We start from the raw sequence: 21,746 nt of genomic DNA on the forward strand, positions 1-21,746 counted from the left end.
CCAAGTGCTTAGCGACTTCCAGCATTCATTACAAAAAATTAACTCGCCATTCGACGATCCGCCACCACCCTTTGTCACCTAGCAGGGGCGCCGCACTACCCAAGGAGGTCACCAATGAACTCCAATGCACTATTTGTGGGTCTCGCGCTTACGACATTTATCGCGACTGCTTCGCCGGTATTTTCTCAGCAAGGTCCGCCTCCGTCAGAAAGGGCAAAACAAGTCGTAGCGCTGGTCACCAAAGCTGCGGCACTCATTGATAATAACGGTAAGGCAGCTTTCGAGGATTTCAGAAGGAAAGACGGCGACTGGTTCCACGGTGACACGTATCTCTTTGTCTACGATATGAATGCGAACGTATTGCTCAATCCGGCTTTTCCGAAGCGTGAAGGAACTAACGTGAGTGGTCAAAAGGATGCAAAGGGCAAGCTATTTCATAATGAAATTATGAGCGCAGCTGAAACAAAAGGATCAGGGTGGGTCGACTACATGTTTCCGAAGCCGGGACAGACAGAGCCTTCGCAGAAGTGGACCTTCGTGAAAAAGGTAACAATCGATGGCACTCCGGGCCTGGTCGCTTCAGGCTTCTATCCGGAATAGTCATTGAACTACGCGAAGTAAGAAGGGCACCTGAAAAACTTGGCTCAAGCACGCCGGAGACATCATGGTCGCTGCAGTGCTTGGCGTGCGAACTTGCGTTATCGTACTGGTCTTGTTCCTAACCACGGTCTCGGTCGCTTTAGCCGCGAATCAAACGATCACTCTGAGGCTGGGCACTCCGACGGTACTTGCGCTTGAAAGTCCTTACAAAACGGTGCTGATCGGCGATCCGAATATCGTCGATGTTCATGCGTTCAACGATCGCCGTGTCACACTAAAACCCCTGAACCTCGGAGCAACAAATCTTATTTTCGTGGACAACAGAAACATTGTGATCATCAACGTAAGAATCGTAGTCTTGGGTCCAAGCGAAATCTGAAATGGTATTCATCGTTCAACACCATTGCGAGCGCGTTCACGAAAAGGGTGGCTCCCAAGGGAGTACGTTCGTCGTATCGTTTCCGTGGATCGTCGGCAAAAGCTCGCATGCGCAAGCGCTAGCTAGGAGGTCGCCAAGGGGCCCTTCGGGCTGACAGCGAGAGCTTAGGGAAGCTCTCAATTCGTAATAATGTCTGTGTTGGTCAAACTCGGAAGCCGGTACGCGCAATCGTGACGTCCGCTTCACCCCCGGCACCGGACTATCGATAGCCAACGCGGCACTTCCGAGTTTGCCCGATTCTGTTGAAAAAAGGCGACTGTTGCGACGCAGAGGGATCAATGATTCAGCACGGGCCACCCTCAACCGAATGTTGCGGTAGCGGTGGTGATGTTTTCGATCGCCGCTTTATCTCTAGCCGTCCTGAGGCGCGCGGTAATTCAGCTTAGATCGGGCTCTCTGCGGCTGGATGAAACTGGCTTTGAGTTCGCGGGTTACCGTCGTGAGCGATATCTTTGGAGCGATGTGGGCGACTTTCGTGTTGAGCGAGGCGGTAAGTTTGAAAATGTCGGCTTTCGAGTAAGGCCACCAAAAGATGATCCCGATGCGCTGTTTGCTGGTATTTTTGCTGGTATCGAGGGGGCAAACGTTGACGACGAATTTCGCTATTCCCGAACGAGGGAATTGAGCAGAATGGCTCGCAAGAACGATCGCGCGAGCGCCAACCTGAGCACGTCGACGGCCGCGATAGCGTCGACCAAAGCCATTTGTCTCATGCAGAGTTGGTCCTGGCGTACGCGTAGCTGAAATGGCACCCGTGCCGCGTGAGCATAACGACGGCGAAGCCAGCATGCGATTGACGACAACACTGCCATCGATTTGCGGGCATTCACGAGCAGTTCGTGTTCAATACCCAGGCGCTGCATCCGAGCTTTGTCGAAGAGCCGCAGGCGCCTGAACTGCATTTGGCCCACTCACAGGACGCCTTCTATCTGGTTTAGTGGGCCATCGGATTTCCCATCGGACACCCGGCTCACAACGTTCTCTATGCGCGCTTGCGACGAGCACGTTGACTGGCAATCAGAGCCCTCAGCTCCTTGAGGGTTAGCGGGATTTCGCGCCGATGAACCATGCGGTGGCAATTGGCGCAGAGAACGTCAACGTCATGGACCGTCGAAACGCGGACCTCGCCGCCGGCGATCGGGCGTTTGTGATGGACCTCGACGTAGTCCTCGCCGATATCTCCGTAGACATCTGCGAAATTGAAACCGCATCCTTGGCAGGTGGTTCCGTGATGATGCTTTGCCGCCTTCACCAACCCTGCATTGCGGGCGAAGTACGACGCTTCACGCGATGCACGCTGGCCCTCCTGGAACGCCGTCTGATCCGTCTCGCCGGTCCCGTTGGGCTGTGCGCCCCTTCGGACTAGATCGAAGTTCTGTAGAAACCGTTCATAGTTCGGATTGCCTGCCGGATAGAAGATGTTGCGCTGACCGATGAACCCTCGATCGATCCGCCGGGTCTTTCTCGGTACCTCGAGATCGCGCTCCGTGGCCGGAACGAGATGAGCATCGACGGACGAGGCCTGAAAGTAGTATTCCCAATCGCCGCGAATTGAGCCCTTCTTCGCTGGTTGCAGCTCGCGAAAGACGATCGCGTTCTCGTACCAGCCAACGACTCTCAGATTCATACTGAGCTTATCCACGGCGCAGAATACGATGGTGACTCCATCTATGGATTCATCAGCCGGGTTGGCTCCCAGATTTTCAAGCTTGACGTTTTGGCCTCGGTTCTCGACGAAGCCGAACACCGAGCCTTTCTCATCGGCAAAATTGAGCTGCTCAACGGCGAACTCGTGCGTCGCCGGGTAGCTCATATTGCCCGCGAAGATCTTCTCCTTTTTCGATTTGTATTCTTCGGCCCAAACAAGCCGGCACAGCATTATCTTTTGAGGCATATCCACAAATATCCGGCAATCAACAGACTCGAGAAGGACCTCACGAGATCGCAACTACAACGTTTGATGGACTTTACCTACACGAAGCGCGCCGGTATGTCACCCCGCGCGCCGCATCGTGGCAGCCGATGCTACGTGGTTTGATACGGCGCGGGGCGAAGCCATCTATGTTGGCAATGCATTTTGCGAGAGGGTAAGCGCGTGGCCGACGGTCAACGAACTCATGCAGCTCACACGAGATGAACTTTGCGATCTCGCCGGCAGGATTGAGGGCACTCTCTCAAGCTTCGAACGCGGCACGGCCGAGCGCGTGAACGCCCTGACCAGCCTCGACAACATCCGGCGCGTGATGGTGAGCAGGGGTTTGCACCATTAGTTGCACATCCCTGCAATCCACCTGATGTTGTCCCCAGCAAACAGGATGCGCGCAGATCGTCGAGCGGCCAGAATTGGCATATCTTAGAGTGATTCACTGACATTCGGAACGATTTCACGCCTCGATGGACGGAGTGGGTTATGGCCGAAAGTGCAGAGGCCGTTTACGCATTGGCTAACGTCTTGGAGCACCTCGGCGCCCCTTGGGGCTTGCCGGAAGACTGGATCATCCTCTGCGACAACGATGATCTGCGCCATGTGCCACGGGCAGCAGCAAAAAGACTGCTCGCGAAGGCAAAGAAGGAAACAGCGCGCCGATGGCTATTCGGTCGCTTTGATCCAAGCGAAATGGACCTGGAGCTTTCGGAACAATCCGAAGGCGGTGACGGCACCGAGATATTTGACGATAGACTCTTGAAGCAGCGGGCCATCGACTCGATCGATGATGTCGTATCAACGGTCAAGTCACTGCGAGAGCTGTACACAAATCGTGCGATCGATCCGGGCCAGGCGACGGCTCACCAGGCTACGGTGGCGGCGCGCGTGGAGTTTGGGTACCCGAAGGAGCCGCCATCTCGAACGGATTGCTTCGATGAGGATGTGCCTCGCCAATGTCGCCGTATCATCAACGAAATTTACAGCCCCAAGGTGAGATCCTCCGAACCGTTGGTCTATTTGATCAGCACCGACAATCTTGAATTCGTAAAGATAGGATTTACGACCCGCCTTGAGCACCGATTGAAATCCCTGCGGACGGCTTCACATGTCGAGCCTACGGTTCATTTGACGATCCCAGGCACACGGACACTTGAAGGCGAGCTTCACACGCGGTTCGAGGCGGCGCGCTACAATCGCGAATGGTTTCGCATGACGGATGAAATCAAGACATTCATCGCCTCAGAAAGAGACGTCTGAAGCTCGAGGCACGACACGTCCTCACCGAGCAGGATGTGCGGACCAATTCTGGTCGCCTTGAAGTCGTGGATCACGGGCGATACAGGTCGAAGAGATGCCTTGCCGGGCTGCCTTGTGCCTGGTGCGCCCATACTTCAATAGCCGGGAGTTCTGCGACTTCGGCCGCCAGCCGATTGATCCGTTGGAAGAACCGATCGAGACTTCCGTGACCGTAAATCAGGTAAATGGCCCGCTCGTAACCCACCCTTCGGCGAAACAGGGAAAGGGTCCGAATATCCTTTGCGACCCCCTCCGCGTCGGCCATCCGCGACTTGACCTCAATGATCGCATGGTTGCGTCCCATGTCGCCTGGACCATGAACCACCAGGTCCGGCTTGGCATAGCTTGCATCCAGTCTGGACAGGACGGGATGCGCCGCCTTGTCGACCTCACCGTTCAGGCGAAAGGGCCCATCGTCAGGCCATCGCCGCCGCATCTGGTGGTAAAGCTCGTAACAGTAAACGCGCTCGCGATAGACGGGGCCGCCGCCGTGTATCGGCAATTGGAAATATTCGTGGCCAATGTCGGCCGTCGCCGAAGCCAGCAAATCGCCTAGATTGTTCATCACCGGCCCCAAAGTTCGTTTCGCTATGAGCCGAAGCTAGGCGCAGCTCAGGAATTTGCATAGGCCAATAGGCTAAACCAGGCTATCGAGACGCGGGGTCTTCAGGATCGTTTCGCAGCACTCTCGGGACAAATTGGTTCGAATGCATGCCGGTTGACCAGGCGACGATCGAGGCCGAAAGGGCCATTGACGAGGCTTTTGCATCTTCGTCGCTGCTTGCTCTTCCATCCAATCAGGCCATGTGGACGATTCTCGCCGTAAACGAGGACATCTTCCTCAAGATGCATACCGAGCGCCCGCATGAGGAGATGCATATGGTCTCCGACCGGCTGCTCAATTCCTTGACGCATCCCTTGCGGGCTTGCATGCGGCGGTGGAAGGACAGCCGCCGCCCCGTTCGTCGCTCCTACGTTTCGGACGACTACGGCCATGCGTGGCAGTGGTTAAAGCAGGCCGAAAATTACGATCAATTCTGTACGATCTTTCCTCTCTGGCACCGCAAGAAGTTGAAGCTGTCGGTCGAGGGCAAGCGCCTTCTGATCGAGCCCGCGCACGAAGACGACAAGACTTACGAAGCCTACAATCGCCTGATCCGCAAGGAAGGACGGGACGATCCGGTTCTCGAACAGCCACCTGCCGAGCTCTTCAAGCTTTTGCGGGATCGGACGAAACTGAAGGAAACCTGGTTTCGGCTCAAGTTCGATCGGGAGGTTGTGTCGCGCCTGGTCGATTTCCACCGCGAACCCACATCGCGCCGTTTCACCCTCCCCGACCATTGGCGCTTCTTGAACTTCTCACTCAAGGAATTCCGGACCGTCATGGTGACGCTGCAATCCATGATGCACGGCTGGTACTTGGTTCGTACCATGGTGGCGAACGGCCGCATGAAGGGCTTGGGCTATCCATCTTCAGTCTGGCTTCTGGAAAGAGATGACCTGACCAGCCAGCTTGCCGAATACACCGGCGTTTCGCACAAGTCCCTGAATGCTATTCTCGATCTCGTCACTTTCGGATCGAGCGGCATACTCAATCCCGATATTGCGACGCAACCGCTTATCGATCTCGGCAACAACCAGATCGCGCTCGCGCCGTTCGTTTTTCTCAATCTGAATGTCGAGCGCAACCTTTGCACGCTCCTCAATCAGATCAAGGAGGAACGTGATCACTACTCGCGCCTGGTCGATATGAAGGAAGATGCGCTTGTTGGCGAGATCCGAGATTTTCTGACCGACACAGGGTTCGAGGTTATCAGCGGAAGGCTTCAGAGCACCGACGTCGACTGCGCCATTATTGATCGACGGAACCGCTGCTGTCTCTGCCTTGAGCTGAAATGGTTCATTGAGCCGGCCGAGATCAGGGAGATTGGCGATCGTACGAAGGACCTCAAGAAGGGTGTTGAGCAGGCAAAGCATCTCAACGACCTCTTTCGAACACACGATCCGCGCCTGGAACAACTCTTCCGCATCGATGCAAGTTATGACTTTCTGAGCGCTGTCGGCTCGGTGAACTGGATTGGCATGGGGGATGTCCAGGACCCGGCCATTCCTATTGTGAAGGTCTGGCACCTGATGGGCGAGCTGAAGGAGAAAGGCTTGCCGTTCATCATGGACTGGCTGCGCCAACGCGACTATCTGCCGAAAGTCGGCCAAGACTTCAGTGTTGCGTCGCTTCCCATCAAAGTCGGCGATTGGAGTGCCGACTGGTACGGCATTATGGCACCGGATCCGGAGTCCTAACGAGGATAAGCGTTGATCAACAAGAAACCCCTGCCGGGGTTTTACCCGACAGGGGCCAATCATCTACTTGTCCTGACAGGCAAGCTTAGCTGCGGGACGCTTCCATGCGTCGCGATCCGCTGCGGCCACGCGCCGGGCGGCGCGCGGTCCTTTTCGGTGCCTTGGCCAGTTCTACCTTCGCGTCGAGGAGTTCGGCGATGACGGTTTCGGCCTCAGTCAGAAGAAGCTTGCTCTGCTCCCCGCCGGTCAGCTCCCGCCATTTGAGCCGTGTCTTGTAGGGCTTCGCTGGGTTGAAGCTCTCGGTCGGCTCGAAGGTCTCGATCCTGAACACGATGGCCCGATTGACGGCAACACTATCCTCGGTGAACAGGTGAAGCTCGTGTTCCGTCGCAAACTCCTGCGGCGTCTGTTCGGTAAGAACGATGTCCCGATTGAGCATGACGATACGTCCCTTGTAGTCCTTCTCGGGCTTGAACTCCGGATTGGCTGATGGATCGAGGGGCTCGACGAACGCGGCCTGCTCGACGGGCACCAGTTTTTTTCCGATGGTGATGACTTTCATGTGGATCTCCTGTGTGTGGGTGAAGGAGATTCAGGTGTAGCGAAAACGGACGCGATCCCGGATCGAAAGGATTGGGAATCGGGGCGAAACGGTTGGGAATGTTTGGCAACCTGTCGCGGACAGGGCTCTCCGTTGCCGTGACCGGCTCCCGCGTGTCTTCCTTGCATCAATCCGAAGGGTCGTCCTCGTCGGCCAGCGTCGCGGTGAGCGGGTCGTATTTCCAGAGAGGCAAGCCTTCCTCGACCAGCAAGTCGGCGCCATGGCTGTCGCACGGAGCCTCTTCATCAGTTCGTTTGTCACGCGTAGGGCGAAGCGCCGATCATCCCGTTCTTTCGCATCTCCAGGACGCTTCGGATCGTAGGGAATGGCTAGCGCGACAATACAAAGAACAGCCTCGCCTATCTCCATAAGACCGCAGAGATAGTGCTCCTCTTCGGACAGCCCCCTCGTGATTGATCGGTTTCGATTCATGCGCATGACCTTGGTCGCGCGCCAGTCGCGACGTGCCAAGCAATAGTCTGCTCGCGCGGCGCGAGGAAGTGGAATGTTTGATACTGGGTGGGAATCTTCGGTAGTGGCCGTCGAACTCGCAATCGTCGAACTCACTTCAGTCGGTTGATTGGCTCAATTGGATCGCTAAAATATGGTGCAGGCGGTGTGCAACTTCTCCTAGAATGACCGAATGCCAAGGCCCGCCCAAAACCGAGGGGCGAACGCAATGAGCGACCCGTGAACAGCCCACCGTTCGCCGCCAGCTTCATTTTCGCAGACGACGCCAGGCTTGCGGCGCAGCTCTCTTCGTTGCTCGCTATGCCGGGCCATTATGTGGCAGTTTGCGATGGTCCTCGCATGCAACGTCCGGATCGCAAGCTTGAAGTGCAGCGGCGGCACAATGCCATGGGGCGAACGCGCACGAAGACCGCGTTCATGGCGGGTTTGCCAGAAAGCGCCGTCCAGGCGCTCAGCCAATCGTTGACTGCGCGCAGGCAGGTTCCCTGCATTCGTATTTCATCCTCGGATGATATCGCTTCGGCAATTCCAAGAACGGGTGGTCGCGACATTCTGACCTGGGGTCGCGACCGTATTGGTATCGGCCTGCTGAAAGCCCTCCGCGGCGGGCAGGAAATCGTGTTCGAAGACAAACAGTTACCTTACGAGTGGATACCGTCTAAAAGCGGTCACATCGTTGTATGCGAGCAGGGCGAGGAGATCTCCGAAGTCATCGGCGAACTACGCTTACGCCCTGGACGCCGGATTATTCCTGATCCCGGAAGTGGACAGAGACCGGGCCCATGAAATTCTCGAGGCCTTCTACTCACTCAATGATCGGCCCGGCCTTACGCCCCAGGAAGCCCAAGCAGGCCTGACGCAGGAGCTCCTCAATCTTTGTGGCTCGATACCAGTGCCCGAATACGGTTCAATAACCTTCGTCGGCAGCCTGCCGTACGGCTTCGCTTATCCTGAATACCCCTCGACGCATCTGTTCAAGTATCCGGATTTGGGCTCTGCCGTTGTCAACGGGTTCGCGGCGGAGCAGCAGTTACAGCCGGGCACTGGCGTCGTGATGCTGGTCGATCCCGGCACGACGCCGGCGCCGGAGATTAAGTCCGCCGTCGATCTCCTGGAGCCCCGACGTGCCTTCATCCGCGTTTACGAAGACCGCGGCGCCAATGTGCGGCACGTCTCCGAAATGGTGGAGCACTTCCCCTATGATCTTCTGATTTTCGCGACGCATTGTGGCGATAGCTCGGGCTATCGGCAGACTTACGAGTATACGGATTCCGAGGGACTAAACCGCACAGTGGTGGACCTGGCCGTCGGCTTTCAGCGAACGGACGATCCCGAAATACTGAAGGTCGGCCACTTTTTCCGCTTTGTCTCTCTCGACGGTGTTGATTGGACCGATCGAACCGCGAAGGCCAAGTTGTATGTCGGCGAAGCCGTGCACGATTTCAATCGCCTGATGGATAGCGGTCCCAGCACATTCAAATACACCAAGAGAGAAACGATCGACCGTGTTGTTGGCTCGTCGGCGATGATGATGTCTGACAGCAACTTCATCTTCGCCCAGCATTCGATAGCTGGCATGGGGACACCGGTCATCATCAACAACGCTTGTGTCTCGTGGCACAGGCTGGCCGGGGACATGAACTTCGCTGGTGCACGCGCTTACATTGGAACGTTGTTTCCGGTGACTCCGATAGAGGCTTCGGAGGTGGTCACGCGAATACTGGATACACATTGGGGCAACGCGCTGGCGATCGCGCTTTGGGCAGCTCAACGCGACGTCTACGAGAGAAGCCAAAGGCGGCCCTATGTCGTGTCGGGCGTCTATCCTCACGCCTTCGCGTGGAGCGGCTTGATTACCCGGCGCGTATCCGAAAGCGCCTCGGCGGCAATCTTGCGGGCTGGAAGGATATGCTTGCAGGACTCAGCAAGAGTGATGCGAAACGGATCGAGGCCGTCGAGGAGATCATCCGGATGCACGAGCGTGAGCTACAACATTTCGAAGATGTACGGAACCGGAATGGCACGCAGTTATAAAGCAGTTGTAATAAAGAAGCGTTTGCGTCGTGCGGATGATCGCATGACATCACGCAATTTCCTGAATGGGATCGCTTGTCTATGCTAGATGCAATGAAGGAATACGGCAGGGCGGACTTCATTCAGCAACAACTCGGCCTAAGTGCGTCGATCGGCCCGAAGCTCGCCGCCATCATCACCTTTGCTGGCAGCATCGAGTATTATTTGGAGCGCGCGCTGTGGCGGCTCCGGCGTATCGATCCGAAGGGCGTCAAACCCGAGACAGATGCACGGGTGATCACCGATTTGATTTCAATGCTTGAACGTTTTGCAGCCGACCTTGCACCGGGGGATGAAAAGACACTGCTTGAAGGGTGGTGCAAGTCAGCACGTGACGGCTTCACGATCAGACACAACATCGCGCACGGCGTGGCCCTGCCGCGCGGTGGTACGCTGGTGTATGCGAGGAACCCCAGATGGCATGGCGAGACACGCAAGCGCGAGTTTGGTGACTTCTGGGCCGACGGACCCACGCTTGACCTTGTTCGCGAGGCGATGGCTGTTCTTCTGCGTCTCGCCATTCAACTCTCTCGAGAAGAGATTTTGCTGAAGGAGATAGCGAACCCACTAGCCCTTAAGGCGCTGCGCACGGCTCGCTCGGTGCTTGGGGAATTTGCCAGCCAAGTTTGAGAAGTATTGAATATGATGTCGCATGGCGCCGAAAATGTTCATTTGCGACGCTCCCCGAACCGCCAAGCATCGGCAAGATTTGAAGTCTCAATGTCTTCGAAGGTTACCGGCTTGCCCACGTCGAACAGGGCCTTGGCTTTCTGCATCGCCTCCTCGGAGAGTGGCCAGTAGCCAAAGTCGGTCACCAGCCGCGGGACGCGAACCCGCGTCACCAGCGACATCAGCTCCTTGTGGGCGATGGCCGACAAGGCTTCCTCAGAAGTCACCGGCTCCAGGGTAAGCGGCCCCTTGATCTCGTCGAACTTCGCCGCAATGTGCAGGCGCTCGACTTGCCCGGCCTCCACATTTCGCAGAACGCTCTGACTGAACGTGCCCGGTATGGACGCAATCAAACCGGTCACGGTTGTCGTGGCCATGACATGCCACATCGCTTCCTCCCGCTCCGGCTTCAGACTGATGATGTGCTCGCCAATGATCGAGGGAATTGCGCCTTTCATCCAAAGCCAGGCCATGCACGAAAGCAATTGCAGGCCGGAAGGCTCATCCGTCAGGTCCAAGGCTGCATTGATGAACTGCGGATTGTCGTCGAATCCCCCTTCGACGTAGGGGAACACGCTGAGCGAGGTTTGCGTTATCAGCAAGAAGACCATGGACTGCATCGCCGCGCTGATCTCTTGCTTGAGACGGTCCGCACTGAGACCTTCGAAGACAAGCGTCCTGATGCCGCGCGACTTCGCTGCATCTTGCGCGTCGGTCGTATATCCGTTGGCGCTGACAAGTATCCCTTGCTGCACGGGGATGCCGACTTCCTCAAGAATGCGAATCAAGCCATCTACAGCCGCAGTGCCGAGCGCTTTGGCCTCGTTCTTACAGCCGAAACCGAAGCGCACCGGATACCCCGCCACATTGGCTGTGATCAGAACATCGATTTCGCGGCGACGTTTTGTTTTGCTGTTCAAGACAGGCAGCTTCTTCCGCTTCTCGACGACAACTCCCGGCATCTCGTGCATCATCGCGACGAGATCTTCCAGTATGTCTCCCTTGCGCTTAGCAGTCATTCCTTTCCCTGCCGCATCGCGATTCTCGTCTCCGCTTTAGCGGAACACAGCATGCCGTTGCGGGCAAGACGAAGGACGGCGTTAAAATGGGATTTGACTTGCTCATGAACTCGCACGGATTGTTGTTTCATGTATTGACCGAGCTTGCGCTTTAGGTCGGCTGCGCCGGTCCATACATAAGCGTAAGGTAGGAGCTCTGTAAGCCGTCGGGCACATACAGTGTCGCCTGCGGCAGCCAGTCGCCGCCACTCCGGGCCACCTGCGATGCATGCGCATAGGGCTGGAGTTCGGACAGCAGACGATAATATTCATGAACGATGTCTGAAATGCCTTCGTGCCATTGATCTTCAAGAACGGAGATCCGCTGAAATATCGACGTAGCCGCCTGATCCCGCGCATCCTGGGTCATGCATTCCAATACATACCCGACGACCGCATAGTCGAGATCCGACCGCTGTATCGCGGTGCGCGAGCCATTGTCGCTGAACCGCCAAGCACGCCAACGCTCAAATGCGATTGTCCAGAGAACAGATCGCCGCTCGAGCGAGGCTCCGGCACAAAACGCTCTGAGGCAATTGGTGATGGACTGGCGCATCGGATTCGGCTGCACCGATCTGCTCCACAAACGAATTGCGTCGACATACGCTTTGAGGGCGGCATCCGGCACGTGGATCAAAGCTCTGCCGAGAGCCTCCTGTAATTCAGGCTGCTGCGCCAGCGCGAGCATCCATCCGTCCCAACACGACGGGTCCTTCGATACCTCGATGAGGAGGTCTGTGAGCAGGGCGGTTTCGCTAGAGGTTGGCGTCCGGTGCGATCGCCATTGATCCGTGAAAGAGCGGTAGACGGCAGCAAACTGAAAACGTCGACTTTCGCTTTCCAAAGCCAACTGAAGGCACTGCTCGGGTGTAAAGACCTGCGCGAGGATAAACGTGAGTGGCGTCTTCTGGATTTTGTTGAGGCACGCGAGAAGCTGTGGCCTCGCATAGCGAAGCAAGAAGCGCATCGTCTGCGTTTGGAGGGCGCTTGGAAATATCGGAGGGAATCTACGCCAGCCACCGATGATGTTGGCCCAGTCGCCTTCGGCGTCGGCTTTCAAGAAAGCTTCGACGATTTCGGTCTCCCGGATCGGCGGCGGTTGTCCGCCGGCACTGACGATCGTGAGATCGATCGATGCGGCAACGCGGCTCAATTGATTGACGAGGTTGCTGTTCGCACCGATGTCATCGGGCAGCAAGTTCCACAGCGCGTTCCCGGAATCGCAGGTTTGAGCGACAACGATCATGGCTGTCAGCCGTGCAAGCTTCGAATCCGACGCTGCATCCCATATGCGCATCCCGTCGATTAACCAGCGCAGTAGGGACGCATATCGGGTCAGATCGACAGCACCGTCAACCGACTGTTCCGGCGGCCAAGGCGGTCGAAAACTCAACCGGATAAAGTTGAACTGTTCATGAAAGGCGTGGAACAGCTGAGCCGCTTGATCAGCGTCCTCAAGGAGGCGCAGCGGCTGTTCGAAACCATCGATGAACGTTGCGAGCTTGTCGGGTGTCAGCTCTTCTCCGTCCTTCGCGGCGAGGCCGAGCGCTTGGGCAAGAAGCTCATTGCCGGAATTGTTCACGGCTTTTTCCATACGAGATGTTCGGGCTGATCAAGCTGACGCCAGAGATCTTCGAACGCATCGCAGATCAACTGGCCATCTTCGACTCTCTGGAGGATGTGATGTTGCTTACCGAGCCCGTTAACGGACGTTCCAAGGGACCATACCTGGGCTCCGGTGCGGGTCACCGGGAACAAGAGAAACCGATCATGAAAAGACCAACCCGCCATACCAATCCGCGCGCGGAATTCCAGGCGAAGGCTGCTCCAGTTTGACTTTATTCCGGTGAAGAAAGCGCGTTGCTGCTCAATGAACCTTGTCTTTGACGTCGACGTTGAGGACTGCTCAGCCTCGAATCCCTGTGCATCGGAGAGCGCGCGCAAATCTGCGTCGGCGTAGGGACAGTGGAACAGAGTCTTGATGATATCGTCGGCGCTGAGGTAAGGGTCCCAAAGCCACGTAGCGTCCTGTCCATTTTGGCGAATAAGAAATCTCACATCCTCGATGGCCTCTTCGTGCAACGCCTGTTGCTGACCTGACTGCGGAAGATACTGCTTGAAAGCGCGGCTTTGCCGCAATCGGCTTGCCTCCTCGCGATATATGCGGGACTGTCGCCACTCGCGAACGGGATTGGAAGACGCATCGCCCACGATGTTCTTGACCGGTCGCGGACTCACGCCAACGCGATAGTTGTCAAAGCCGCCCGTAGCGTTCGGGACAGAAAAGACGCGCGGCTCGCCTCCCACGATCTGCATGGCAAGTTCGATAGAGCGGATGAAACTCATTTCTCCGCTTGCCGCCAGCAAAAGGCCGTTTGGTTCGTCCCACAAAACCGCGCGGCGGAGTCCCTCTCCGTCTTGCATAGGCAACAGTATTTGCGGCTGATCAAGATTTCGGGAATTGAAGCCTGATATCGCGCCGTCATCCTCCGTCTCGCAAAGCACGCGCAGCGTCCGCGGTGGCGCCTTTGGATGCCAGGCGATATCGACGGTCAATTCGCCCGTCTCGCGCATCTCTCCAAACTTCGATTTGAGGACGGTAACTGGCAATTGCACCAAGATGTTGCCGACGCGATCCGACAGGCCAGCCAGTCCAATGGGCACATATTTGCGCACTGCCTCGGATAGCTCCTGTAGGGCGGGCGGATCGTCGAACAATGCCTTTAGTCTGGTTTTGGTCGTGTCGACCCATTCGAAGATATGCGAACCGGACCAGAAATTGTTCTTGAGGACTCGATTGATAGGGACACTGCCGGCGTTTTCGGCCGGAACGAATTGCGCTGGAATAGAGACCAGCTTGGCGACGCTTAGTGAATGTCCGGAAGCGTGCCAGATGCCGCTCGAGCAAAGATCGTCAAGGGAAGGGACCAGCTCGGCAATCGGTTTCAGATAACGCTTAATTCCAAATGACCATCCCTTGAGCGATCGCAGTACAATGCGTTCAGGATTCAGATATCTAGGCTGCTCCTGAGCATCCGTTAGTCTCTCTTCAGCGACCAGGATCGTGAAGATGTTGATGGGCTGAGCATGGTCAGGCAGCGAGGCGAAAACCTCGGTTACTTCAAAATGCGTGTAGAACCCAAGAAGGCCGGCTCGATGCACCGGGCTATTTCATTTTTGGCGATGGCGGGATTCCAACTTCGCGGGAGCATGGGCGGATGTCAGATGTGAGCCGATGACCGGCAGCAAGCCAAAATAGAACATTAAGGGAACAATCTCAACCCTTGGATGCAGCAATCCGCTTTGCCAAGACTCAATCCCTGCCGACCAAGACTGAATAATTTCAATAAGATATTTCTTATGATTTCAGGTCTTATTTATAAGCTATATCTTATTATGTTTTGCCTTTGTAATAAGGCATACCTTATAGATTTGGCAACTAACTATATGCTATACCCTATCGTATGAAAGACGCCATCCGCCATCTCGACAGCCGCTTTACCACGCTCCGCGCGCTTTCGCATACACAGCGCCCTCCCAAGGGCTGGATTCGCGCGATCCGGGACGCGCTCGGTATGACGACAGCCCAGTATGCAAAGAGACTGGGCGTATCGCAGCCACGCATCGTGGAACTTGAAAAATCCGAGCAAGGCGGCAGTGTAACCCTCAATACGCTTCAACGCGCGGCTGAGGCCCTCGGCTGCCGGCTGGTCTATGTGCTTGTACCCGAGCGTCCCCTCGCAGAAGTTGTAGCCAAGCGAGCTGCCGAGGTCGCTGAGCGGCAATCACGAGCTATCGAGCAGACGATGCGGCTCGAGGACCAAGCTGTGGAGGACAGTCAGGCTGCCCGCGCGCTTCGCGAGCAAGCGATCGAGGATTTGTTGAAACGCCCCGCGCGTCTCTGGGATGACGAATGACTGATAGTGATCTGCACGCCGCCGACGATCACGCGACACCGCTGTCACCGGCAGAGCGTGAGGATCTCATCCCGACGCACATCACTTTGCGCAGCGAACTGAACGAACTTGAGCAGCAGAACATTGCTACGGCAAACCGGTGGGCGTTTGGACGCCGCAAGGTTGCGACGCGGGAAAGTTTTCTCAAGAGCTTGCATCGGCGCATGTTCGAACGTGTCTGGCGCTGGGCAGGCAAATTTCGAACGACGGAGCGCAATCTCGGCGTCGCGCCACACCTGATCGAAGTTTCGCTGCGCCAGGTGCTCGATGACGCGAGATTTTGGGTCGAGAACAACACCTATCCACCCGACGAACTTGCCGTTCGCTTCCATCACCGCCTGGTATCCGTACATCCGTTTCCAAACGGCAACGGCCGCTGGTCACGATTGGCTGCTGATGTGTTGATCGTGCAGCTTGGCGGCCAACGCTTCACATGGGGAGGCGCCGACTTACAGAATGCTGGCACCGCCCGTGCGACCTATATCGCTGCGCTTCGGGCTGCCGACAACCATGATCTCGGACCGCTCGTTGCTTTTGCGCGATCGTAAGGCCGTCCCGCAGGCTAGGCCGACCAGGCCCTAAAGCTTTGGATTGCGGAGCGGTCTCGCACCCCAGTCAGGCTCAAGCTCGAAAACCAGTTGATCGTCGTCCTCGTCCAGCCCTCCTTTTTCCAAGCGGGCCGTTTGAATGGTGCAGCCAGCTTTGAGCTGCTGTTCGAAACAATTGTCGCCCCGGAACGCATAATTCTGAAATTGTTCCTGGGTTATGCGACCAGCCAGTAGTTCGAGCACCATACGCGACGAGATACTGATCGACATGTTGAAACCTCCTTTTGTTGTGAAGGTAGTCCCGAGATAAATCCCCTTACCCTGCGGATCGAAGAGACCTTGCCTGTGCCAGGAACGCGCTTGGTACCCTTCAAGCTGTGGCTGCGGCAATCCTAGCGCGATGCGGTTGAGCCTCTCGTATTCGGCGTCTCGCTGCGCGGACGGCTCGCGTTCAAAGAGAGTCACTTTCCATTCAGGAGAATGGAGCCTGCTGGCATAAACGATCCCCAATTTCTGTACGGGGAGAATACGCAAACAAGGTCCACTCTGGAGCGTTGAAGAAAATAATTGATCACCTGTTCGCCGCTGACCTGAAAACCGCCAAGAGTTTCAGCTCGCGAAGCATGTAGCAACCCGCGTCACCCAAGAAAATGCACTTGAGTACACCGGCCTCTGACTTAGAAAGCTGGCGCTCCTTGGAACGCAGAGCGCTATAAACGAGATTATCTTCAATGTGATCGGCAACCGGAGGCATTGAGCAGAAGACACGTCCTTCGGGATGGACAAATTTGCGCCACTCAATAACGACGTCTATTTGTTCGTCGGTAAGCTGAAGGGTTTGAGGATGTGGCCAATCGGGTGCCGTAACCCAATCTTTCAATTTTTTCTCGAGGACGGCGGTAAGCTCAAAATCCTTTGTGACGCGACGGACACGGCGCAATTGACCTCCCTCACGTCTCCGCGCCTCCATAAAGCGGTAGTAGAGGTGAGACCCGGATTTCTTTCGCTGGCGATTACAAAAATGTCCGATCTTGTCAGCCGCTCGATTCATCAAGTCCTTTCCAGAAAACGTGTCGTCGGACACCGTCCTGATTTCAACGAGCGCAGGACCACGCGGAAATAGTGTGCGCGTGAATGCATCTGGCCGAGCGCTGGAATTTGCCAGGACCGGATCTATTTCGAGATCAGCGACCTGCTGAATGCTCCAAAGGAGGCTCAACTCAACTTCTGCCGCGAGCGCGTCCTTCGCGTTCTTGTGCTCCAACCTCGCCAGGAGATCGGCGGCCTTTTCCACGGTCAGGAGGGGCGCAAGATCGTTGAGCATCGCCTGCAAACGGCGACGTGCATAAACTGGCATGTTGTGTTCGGATCGCCTCTATAAAGCGAAAGATGTTAAGTGAGTCCTGCGTTGCGGTGAATATGCCCTCAAGGCGAGACCACTAGCTTTCTTAATTGGTCAATGAGGCGATAGACCGCGGCAAGCGCCGCGAGCGCGGTTGCCTTGTTGCAGGCCTCGCCCGACCGCAGCGCTCGGCCGGGATGGACAAGATTGCGCGCGTCTTTGGCAAGGCCTGCCTGTTGTTCCGTCGCGGCATCGATCACACCATTTGACGTAGCAAGGCTGATCAGGTCAGCGAGATGCATCTGATCGAGCGGCCGTTTTGGCGTGTTCGTAAGTGTGACCTGTTTTAACGCCCAGAGAAGAAGCGCTTCCAGGGCCGCACCGGCAAAAACGGTTGCCCCCATCCATTCGCGGGCGTTGAAGTCGGTCCACGCGGCGCGAATGCGATCCTCGATGCCAAGGCGAACATCGGTGTCCGCAATAAAGGGCAGTTCAGGCTCTGGCGGGGGCAGCTCGTCATGACAGTGCATCATGAGCCGGCGGATTCGCTCGACAGCGTCCTTGCCGCCGACATCTCGTGCAGGCCGAGTATCGCCAACGTTCCAGAGTGCAAGCGAAGTCGCAAGCACTGCGCGACATCGCGAATACTCTAGATAGTCCATCGTCGCCAGATCGACCAATTCGCTTGGAACTTGGTCGAGAAGACCTAGCAGCGCGTGGACTTCGGCGCGGTAAACATATGTGACGGCGCCGGCATCGACTTCGATTCGGCTGGCGCCGAACATGCCGTCAATGGCGCTTACGATCTGGCTCGGGACAACTTTTGGCATTGATGATCTGGAGGAGATGATCGGTTCTGCCCAACACCGCGCGAAGAAACAACGACAATCGCGTGAGCGTGCAGCAGCGGGCTTTCTATGTTATTGGCTTTATAAAGGATTCGTCTCTTCTTGGCACGAGGCCGGAAAACGACCACTAGAGTTTTGGGCGGCACGTGCGCGACGACTTCACCAAGCAAACCGTTACCCAGATTGCCAAGGGCGTCGCTTACCGCTGCTCGAATCCCGACTGCCGGCGACCGACTCTCGGCACCAATGCAGCCCAGGATGGGACAATCATCATAGGCGTGGCGGCACACATCTGCGCGGCCTCTCCCGGCGGCCCTCGCTACAATGCCGCCCAGGCGCCGGAGGCGCGGCGGAGCAAGGAAAACGGACTATGGCTTTGTCAGAATTGCGGGAGGTTGGTCGACGCCGATCCCAACCAGTTTACCGTTGAGCAATTGGTCAAATGGAAGTATGACGCGCAAGCACAGGCTTTCCGCGAGCTTGTCGCACCAAATGCAGCCGTTGCCGAGGAGGCTGCACGCGTCAGCGCGGCGATCGCGGCAGATGATCGACCTGTTGATGCCGCGTTCGACACGATATTCGAGAAGGTTCATGCTACCGCAATAACCGACCTTGCAACGCATAAGCGCGGGCCACTTTGGTCAGGTGCGACAGTTGAGCTCACTCTAAGGATAGACGGCGACAGCGCCGCACCATCTTTCAGCATCGGAAAATTGCCGCTGGCTATCGAGGTCGCGCCTGACGTGACGATCGTAGCGCCGCCTGGCACGGGCAAGACCACGACGCTCCTACAACTGGCCGGGCATGCGCTCACGGCCTATTCGATCGTCCCGCTGTATTTCAGGCTGGGTGATTGGTCCGCGGGATCAGCAGGGCTGCTTGCCAGCTTGCATCAACGCGCTGCTTTCCGGACGACGAGCGCCGACGAGATTGGCGCACTTGCCCAGCGCGGCCGACTTCTGCTGTTGCTCGACGGTTGGAACGAGCTTGCTCCCGACGCCCACAAGCGACTGCGTATCGAGATCGGGCAGATCCGTCGCGACTGGCCCGATTTGCGCATTATCGTCACGACGCGGCGGCAAGCACTCGATGTTCCGATATCCGGGCCACGGGTCGAGATCGAACCGCTGTCCGAGGATCAGCAGATTTCGATTGCGGACGCGCTTGATGGCGCTGCTGGCAGGAAGATGGTCGATAACGCATGGCGGACGCCAGGCGTTCGCGCGTTGATCGCGACGCCTTTGTACCTGTCTGCCCTGGTTAGCGGCGGCGCACAAGGCGCCATGCCGGATACCAAGGAAGCCGTGCTGCGCTCGTTCGTCCAGCAGCATGAGAAGGCGGGTGATCATGCCGAGGCCTTGCATTCGGCGCTGCTGGGATGCCACACGGAGATTCTGACGGAGCTGGCGAGTCATCTCAATGCTGTCGGCCCAACCACAATGTCCGAGGCCGATGCGCGCCGGATTGTGACCACCACGGCCGCCAGTCTGCGTGAGCAAGGTCAGATTGCCGCGCCGCTGGAGCCGGCTTCAGTTCTTGAAGCGTTGACAAGCCATCACACCTTGATGCGCTCCGGCGGCGGCATCGCGTTTCAACATCAGCAATTCCAGGAATGGTATGCCAGCCACAGGGTCACGGAGTTGATGCAGGCGGCCGCCAAGGGCGACGCCGGCGCCCGCGTGCGGCTGCGCGCCGCGATACTGGACCAGCCAACCTGGGAGGAATCCGTCTGGTTCGCGGCAGAACGGCTCTCACGCGAGAAGGGCGATGCCGAGATTGTTGCACATGCCGTGCACCTGGCCTTGCCTATTGATCCTATGTTGGCGGCCGAGATGATCTATCGCGCGGCATCAGCAGTGTGGGATCTCGTAGGCAGCGATATCATGTCGTTCGTGGCACGTTGGCACAGAGCCGAAAGGGTGGATCGTGCCGTGCGTTTCATGATCATGACGGGCCGCCCCGAATTCGCGCCGCAGATTTGGCCGCTCGCGTCGAGCAGCGACAGGCAAACACTGATCCCGACTTTACGCATCGCGCCGCGCTTTCGTCCAGGAGTCCTCGGTCCCGATGTGCAGCCGAAGGTCGCCGAGCTTCCCGAGGACACGCGGAAAGACCTGCTCGGGTTGATCGCCGGCGAGAGCGGCGTGGACGGAATGGATCTGGCGGTCGAACTGGCGAAGGTCGATCCGAGCCCAAAGGTCCAGGCGGATGTCGTCCAACATCTTCAGTTTCGGCTGGCCGAGCGCCATGTCGCGGCCTTGCTGTCAGTTGCACACGAAGAGACGTGGGAACTGGTCGCCAGGCGCGCCTACGCGGACGATATCCAGGACGCAGAGATCGCTGAGAAACTAAGCATCATTCGAATGGTGGCTCTTGAACAGGCGACTGAACCAACGGAGCGGCTGCGCCTTCTTCTTCAACAGCCCGCCGATGACTCTGGGCGCGATGCGGCGATCGCGGCCGCGATTGCCGACCCGCGGTTTCGAGTCAACGACCGGCAAAGTGGCTCACTGTATTTCGCGCAACAGCGTGCGCCGCAGGCGGTCTCGCAAGGGCTCCGTCAACGCCTGGAGGCTGGTCTTGAACTGCCATACCGCGCGACCGAGCTTCTTCTGAACTTGGATGTGACCGACGAGAGACCGATCGCCGACTCCATTCTCGATGCAAGCTGCGAGAATCGCGACCTCAATGCCGCTGCGATTATGGCTGGCCCAAAGACCATCGACGCACTGATCGAGAAATTTCTGGTGTGCGCACAAGCTTTGCGCGCGGCACCGAACGATCGCCCGCTCAGTGAGGAGCGCCGTCGTCTCGAGGATAGAATCCGCGGCACGCGCGCTCCCATTTTCGCAGCGGCCATCCTGCGGAAGGCGGATTCAGACGATCTCGGCGTCATTTTATCTCTGGCTTCGCTGGTCGCTGACCATGGGGCCGAGCACGAGGATCGCAAGGTGGCGCTGGCGATCGATCCGGTAACTAAGAACGCATGGATTAACCGTCTGCGACGCTGGGTCGACACCGTGATTGCAGCGCCGGCCGGAAGAAGACATGACCTTAACGAGGTATCGAACGCGATCGGGCGCTTGGGTTTGCCGGAACTCGTGCCCGACCTAAAGCGGCTGCTGGACGAAGATCTGTTACGCCTAAGAGTGGCGCGCGCTGGCTACATGGAAGCCAGAAGACGCGGCAATATCGAGGCGGCATCTGACGCAAGCACGCTCTATGACAATCAATATCGAGCCGCTTTTATCCGCATCGGCGGCGATGAAGTGGCCGCCGTTGCCACCCAGTATCTTGAAGACAGGGCGTTTGGTTTTTCGGCCGCGGTCGTTCTGAAATCGATTTCGGACCGGCAACTCAATGTGCCTGAGCCAGGCTGGCATCGTCGGTGGCCGTGGTTCGATGAAGTAGAGGCAGCACGCAAGGCTCGCGCGATATCGCCGAGACCGAAGCCATCGGATGCGCTCGCCAAGCCGATCTTCGCCGCGATAGATCGGTTGGCGAAGTCGGAGGCGAAAGAGGACCAAACGCTCGCAATCAGCTTGGCTCGCGTTGCGCTAAGCATGCCGCACGAGGATCATGATGAGCGCTGATCGCTCGTGTCTTGGGCTTGCCGC

At 57.2% G+C, this 21,746-nt stretch carries 21 protein-coding genes; 12 read left to right on the forward strand and 9 right to left on the reverse strand.

Annotation, left to right across the window (positions count from 1 at the left end; translation table 11 throughout):
- Nucleotides 1–114: 114 nt before the first annotated feature.
- From V5279_RS39060 to V5279_RS39070, 3 genes are all read left to right on the forward strand, one after another.
- The gene (locus tag V5279_RS39060) at nucleotides 115–600 is read left to right on the forward strand and encodes a cache domain-containing protein (RefSeq protein WP_338692200.1); all 486 of its coding nucleotides are present in this window, start codon (nucleotides 115–117) and stop codon (nucleotides 598–600) included.
- 64 nt (nucleotides 601–664) lie between these two features.
- Nucleotides 665–979 (forward strand): pilus assembly protein N-terminal domain-containing protein, encoded by a 315-nt coding sequence (locus V5279_RS39065; RefSeq protein ID WP_338692201.1) that lies wholly within the window; start codon nucleotides 665–667, stop codon nucleotides 977–979.
- A gap of 387 nt (nucleotides 980–1,366) precedes the next feature.
- The gene (locus V5279_RS39070; protein WP_338692202.1) at nucleotides 1,367–1,783 is read left to right on the forward strand and encodes a hypothetical protein; all 417 of its coding nucleotides are present in this window, start codon (nucleotides 1,367–1,369) and stop codon (nucleotides 1,781–1,783) included.
- 238 nt (nucleotides 1,784–2,021) lie between these two features.
- On the opposite strand, the gene V5279_RS39075 is transcribed toward V5279_RS39070, so the two are convergent.
- Complete coding sequence (locus tag V5279_RS39075) at nucleotides 2,022–2,933, reverse strand: HNH endonuclease (protein ID WP_338692203.1); 912 nt, start codon at nucleotides 2,931–2,933, stop codon at nucleotides 2,022–2,024.
- A gap of 118 nt (nucleotides 2,934–3,051) precedes the next feature.
- On the opposite strand from V5279_RS39075, the gene V5279_RS39080 reads away from it, so the two are divergent.
- Nucleotides 3,052–3,309, forward strand: coding sequence for a hypothetical protein (locus V5279_RS39080; protein WP_338692204.1), 258 nt, complete (start codon nucleotides 3,052–3,054; stop codon nucleotides 3,307–3,309).
- Between the two features lie 140 nt (nucleotides 3,310–3,449).
- Nucleotides 3,450–4,223, forward strand: a complete 774-nt coding sequence (locus V5279_RS39085) for a GIY-YIG nuclease family protein (RefSeq protein ID WP_232674512.1) — start codon at nucleotides 3,450–3,452, stop codon at nucleotides 4,221–4,223.
- Nucleotides 4,224–4,293: 70 nt separating this feature from the next.
- Here V5279_RS39085 and V5279_RS39090 read toward each other — a convergent pair whose 3' ends face one another.
- Complete coding sequence (locus V5279_RS39090; RefSeq protein WP_338692205.1) at nucleotides 4,294–4,827, reverse strand: methionyl-tRNA formyltransferase-like protein; 534 nt, start codon at nucleotides 4,825–4,827, stop codon at nucleotides 4,294–4,296.
- A 146-nt stretch (nucleotides 4,828–4,973) separates the two neighbouring features.
- Between V5279_RS39090 and V5279_RS39095 the strand changes: the two genes are divergently transcribed.
- Complete coding sequence (locus V5279_RS39095; RefSeq protein WP_338692206.1) at nucleotides 4,974–6,563, forward strand: hypothetical protein; 1,590 nt, start codon at nucleotides 4,974–4,976, stop codon at nucleotides 6,561–6,563.
- 85 nt (nucleotides 6,564–6,648) lie between these two features.
- On the opposite strand, the gene V5279_RS39100 is transcribed toward V5279_RS39095, so the two are convergent.
- A complete protein-coding gene (locus tag V5279_RS39100; protein WP_338692207.1) occupies nucleotides 6,649–7,125 on the reverse strand; it encodes a hypothetical protein in 477 nt (158 codons plus the stop codon).
- 729 nt (nucleotides 7,126–7,854) lie between these two features.
- On the opposite strand from V5279_RS39100, the gene V5279_RS39105 reads away from it, so the two are divergent.
- The 3 genes from V5279_RS39105 to V5279_RS39115 are packed head-to-tail and all read left to right on the forward strand — an operon-like array spanning nucleotide 7,855 to nucleotide 10,338.
- Nucleotides 7,855–8,421 (forward strand): hypothetical protein, encoded by a 567-nt coding sequence (locus V5279_RS39105; RefSeq protein ID WP_338692208.1) that lies wholly within the window; start codon nucleotides 7,855–7,857, stop codon nucleotides 8,419–8,421.
- Complete coding sequence (locus V5279_RS39110) at nucleotides 8,399–9,757, forward strand: hypothetical protein (RefSeq protein ID WP_338692209.1); 1,359 nt, start codon at nucleotides 8,399–8,401, stop codon at nucleotides 9,755–9,757. The genes V5279_RS39105 and V5279_RS39110 overlap by 23 nt, the downstream gene beginning before the upstream one ends.
- A gap of 5 nt (nucleotides 9,758–9,762) precedes the next feature.
- Nucleotides 9,763–10,338, forward strand: a complete 576-nt coding sequence (locus V5279_RS39115) for a hypothetical protein (protein ID WP_338692210.1) — start codon at nucleotides 9,763–9,765, stop codon at nucleotides 10,336–10,338.
- A 38-nt stretch (nucleotides 10,339–10,376) separates the two neighbouring features.
- On the opposite strand, the gene V5279_RS39120 is transcribed toward V5279_RS39115, so the two are convergent.
- The 3 genes from V5279_RS39120 to V5279_RS39130 all read right to left on the reverse strand — a co-directional run bounded on the left by V5279_RS39120 (nucleotide 10,377) and on the right by V5279_RS39130 (nucleotide 14,597).
- The gene (locus V5279_RS39120) at nucleotides 10,377–11,396 is read right to left on the reverse strand and encodes a restriction endonuclease (protein WP_338692211.1); all 1,020 of its coding nucleotides are present in this window, start codon (nucleotides 11,394–11,396) and stop codon (nucleotides 10,377–10,379) included.
- A gap of 151 nt (nucleotides 11,397–11,547) precedes the next feature.
- Nucleotides 11,548–13,029, reverse strand: a complete 1,482-nt coding sequence (locus V5279_RS39125) for a hypothetical protein (RefSeq protein WP_338692212.1) — start codon at nucleotides 13,027–13,029, stop codon at nucleotides 11,548–11,550.
- On the reverse strand, nucleotides 13,014–14,597 hold the full coding sequence (locus V5279_RS39130) for a VPA1262 family N-terminal domain-containing protein (RefSeq protein ID WP_338692213.1): 1,584 nt from the start codon (nucleotides 14,595–14,597) through the stop codon (nucleotides 13,014–13,016). The genes V5279_RS39125 and V5279_RS39130 overlap by 16 nt, the downstream gene beginning before the upstream one ends.
- A 302-nt stretch (nucleotides 14,598–14,899) precedes the next feature.
- Between V5279_RS39130 and V5279_RS39135 the strand changes: the two genes are divergently transcribed.
- Both V5279_RS39135 and V5279_RS39140 read left to right on the forward strand, forming a co-directional pair.
- Nucleotides 14,900–15,352, forward strand: a complete 453-nt coding sequence (locus V5279_RS39135) for a mobile mystery protein A (protein ID WP_338692214.1) — start codon at nucleotides 14,900–14,902, stop codon at nucleotides 15,350–15,352.
- Nucleotides 15,349–15,939 (forward strand): mobile mystery protein B, encoded by a 591-nt coding sequence (locus tag V5279_RS39140; protein WP_338692215.1) that lies wholly within the window; start codon nucleotides 15,349–15,351, stop codon nucleotides 15,937–15,939. The genes V5279_RS39135 and V5279_RS39140 overlap by 4 nt, the downstream gene beginning before the upstream one ends.
- A gap of 30 nt (nucleotides 15,940–15,969) precedes the next feature.
- Here the strand turns inward: V5279_RS39140 and V5279_RS39145 are convergent, their stop codons facing one another.
- The 3 genes from V5279_RS39145 to V5279_RS39155 form a co-directional block, all read right to left on the reverse strand.
- Nucleotides 15,970–16,404: a hypothetical protein gene (locus V5279_RS39145; protein WP_338692216.1), complete on the reverse strand. Its 435-nt coding sequence runs from the start codon at nucleotides 16,402–16,404 to the stop codon at nucleotides 15,970–15,972.
- Nucleotides 16,405–16,510: 106 nt separating this feature from the next.
- Nucleotides 16,511–17,296, reverse strand: a complete 786-nt coding sequence (locus V5279_RS39150; protein ID WP_338692217.1) for a hypothetical protein — start codon at nucleotides 17,294–17,296, stop codon at nucleotides 16,511–16,513.
- A 68-nt stretch (nucleotides 17,297–17,364) separates the two neighbouring features.
- Nucleotides 17,365–18,111 (reverse strand): hypothetical protein, encoded by a 747-nt coding sequence (locus tag V5279_RS39155; protein WP_338692218.1) that lies wholly within the window; start codon nucleotides 18,109–18,111, stop codon nucleotides 17,365–17,367.
- Nucleotides 18,112–18,524: 413 nt separating this feature from the next.
- Here V5279_RS39155 and V5279_RS39160 point away from each other — a divergent pair, with 413 nt between their 5' ends.
- Complete coding sequence (locus tag V5279_RS39160) at nucleotides 18,525–21,722, forward strand: hypothetical protein (RefSeq protein WP_338692219.1); 3,198 nt, start codon at nucleotides 18,525–18,527, stop codon at nucleotides 21,720–21,722.
- Nucleotides 21,723–21,746: the final 24 nt, after the last annotated feature.

This window comes from Bradyrhizobium sp. 26S5 (assembly GCF_036923295.1).
Lineage (GTDB): Bacteria > Pseudomonadota > Alphaproteobacteria > Rhizobiales > Xanthobacteraceae > Bradyrhizobium > Bradyrhizobium septentrionale.